Source organism: Micromonospora sp. NPDC005220, from assembly GCF_040607895.1.
Taxonomy (GTDB): Bacteria; Actinomycetota; Actinomycetes; order Mycobacteriales; family Micromonosporaceae; genus Micromonospora.
Map to the genome: position 1 here is coordinate 1 of NZ_JBEXHP010000247.1, position 1,110 is coordinate 1,110.

Sequence of the window (1,110 nt, forward strand, 5' to 3'; positions counted from 1 at the left end):
GCCACCCGGGGCGGCGGTGCGACCCCGCTCACCGCCGACCGGCCCGGGTCGACCCGGTCACCGGGCACCGGCCAGTGTCGGCCCGATCATCGGGCACCGGCCAGTGTGGCCTCGACGCCGTGCCGCTCCAACGCGGTCAGCCAGGCGATCACGTCGGCGCGAACCTCGTCGTCCTCGGCCACCTCCACCGGAATGACGTCGCGCAGCGCGAAGACCGCGTCGACCGCGCCCGCCGGGCTCTGCGCCCCGTCGTCCAGCGCGGCCCGGATCGGCCCGGCCAGTGGATCCTGGAACGGCAACGGCCGGCCGTCGTCGGCGTACCCCAGCGCGAAGCGCAACCAGGACGCCACGACCAGCGCGCCCCAGCGCGCGGACCGCCCGGCCGCGCGCAGGTCGGCGATGGTGTGCAGGACGCGCTGCGGCAGCTTCTGGGAGCCGTCGATCGCCACCTGGAGAGTGCGGTGGTGGATCGCCGGGTTACCGAACCGGGCGAGGGCCTGCTCGCCGTAGTCGACCACCCGGACCCCGCCCGGCGGGGTGAAGCTGGCCGCCACGTCCTCGGCGATCAGCCGGCGCAGCACGTCGCGCAGGTGCGGGATCTCCAGCGCGTCGGCGATGGTCTCCCGACCGGCCAACGCCCCGAGGTACGCGATGGCCGAGTGCACGCCGTTGAGGGCGCGCAACTTCAACCGCTCCCAGGGGCCGGCGTCGTCGGTGAGCACCGCCCCGGCGAACTCCCAGCCGGGCCGGCCGCCCGGGAAGTCGTCCTCGATCACCCACTGCGCGTACGGCTCGGCGGCCACCGCGGCCAGGTCGGTCACGCCGAGTGCCCGGCGGGCCGCCTCGATCGTCTCCGGGGTGCTGGCCGGCACGATCCGATCCACCATGGTCCCCGGACAGGTGACGTTGCCGGCCACCCACTCGACCAGCCCGGCGGGCACACCGGCGGCCCGGTCGACCGCCTGGTCGAGCATGCCGCGCAGTCGCCGCCCGTTGGCCGGCAGGTTGTCGCAGCTCACCACTGCCACCGGCCCGGCGTCCGCGGCGGCCCGGGCGGCCCGCCCCCGCAGCAGCAGCCCCGGCACCGTGGTCGGCGCTCCGCCGCCGGCC

General features: G+C 76.6%; 1 protein-coding gene. It reads right to left on the reverse strand.

Going from position 1 to position 1,110, the window contains the following annotated elements:
* Nucleotides 1–86: 86 nt before the first annotated feature.
* A partial coding sequence (locus ABZU52_RS32465) for a mannitol dehydrogenase family protein (RefSeq protein ID WP_354974725.1) occupies nucleotides 87–1,110 on the reverse strand: 1,024 nt, incomplete at its 5' end.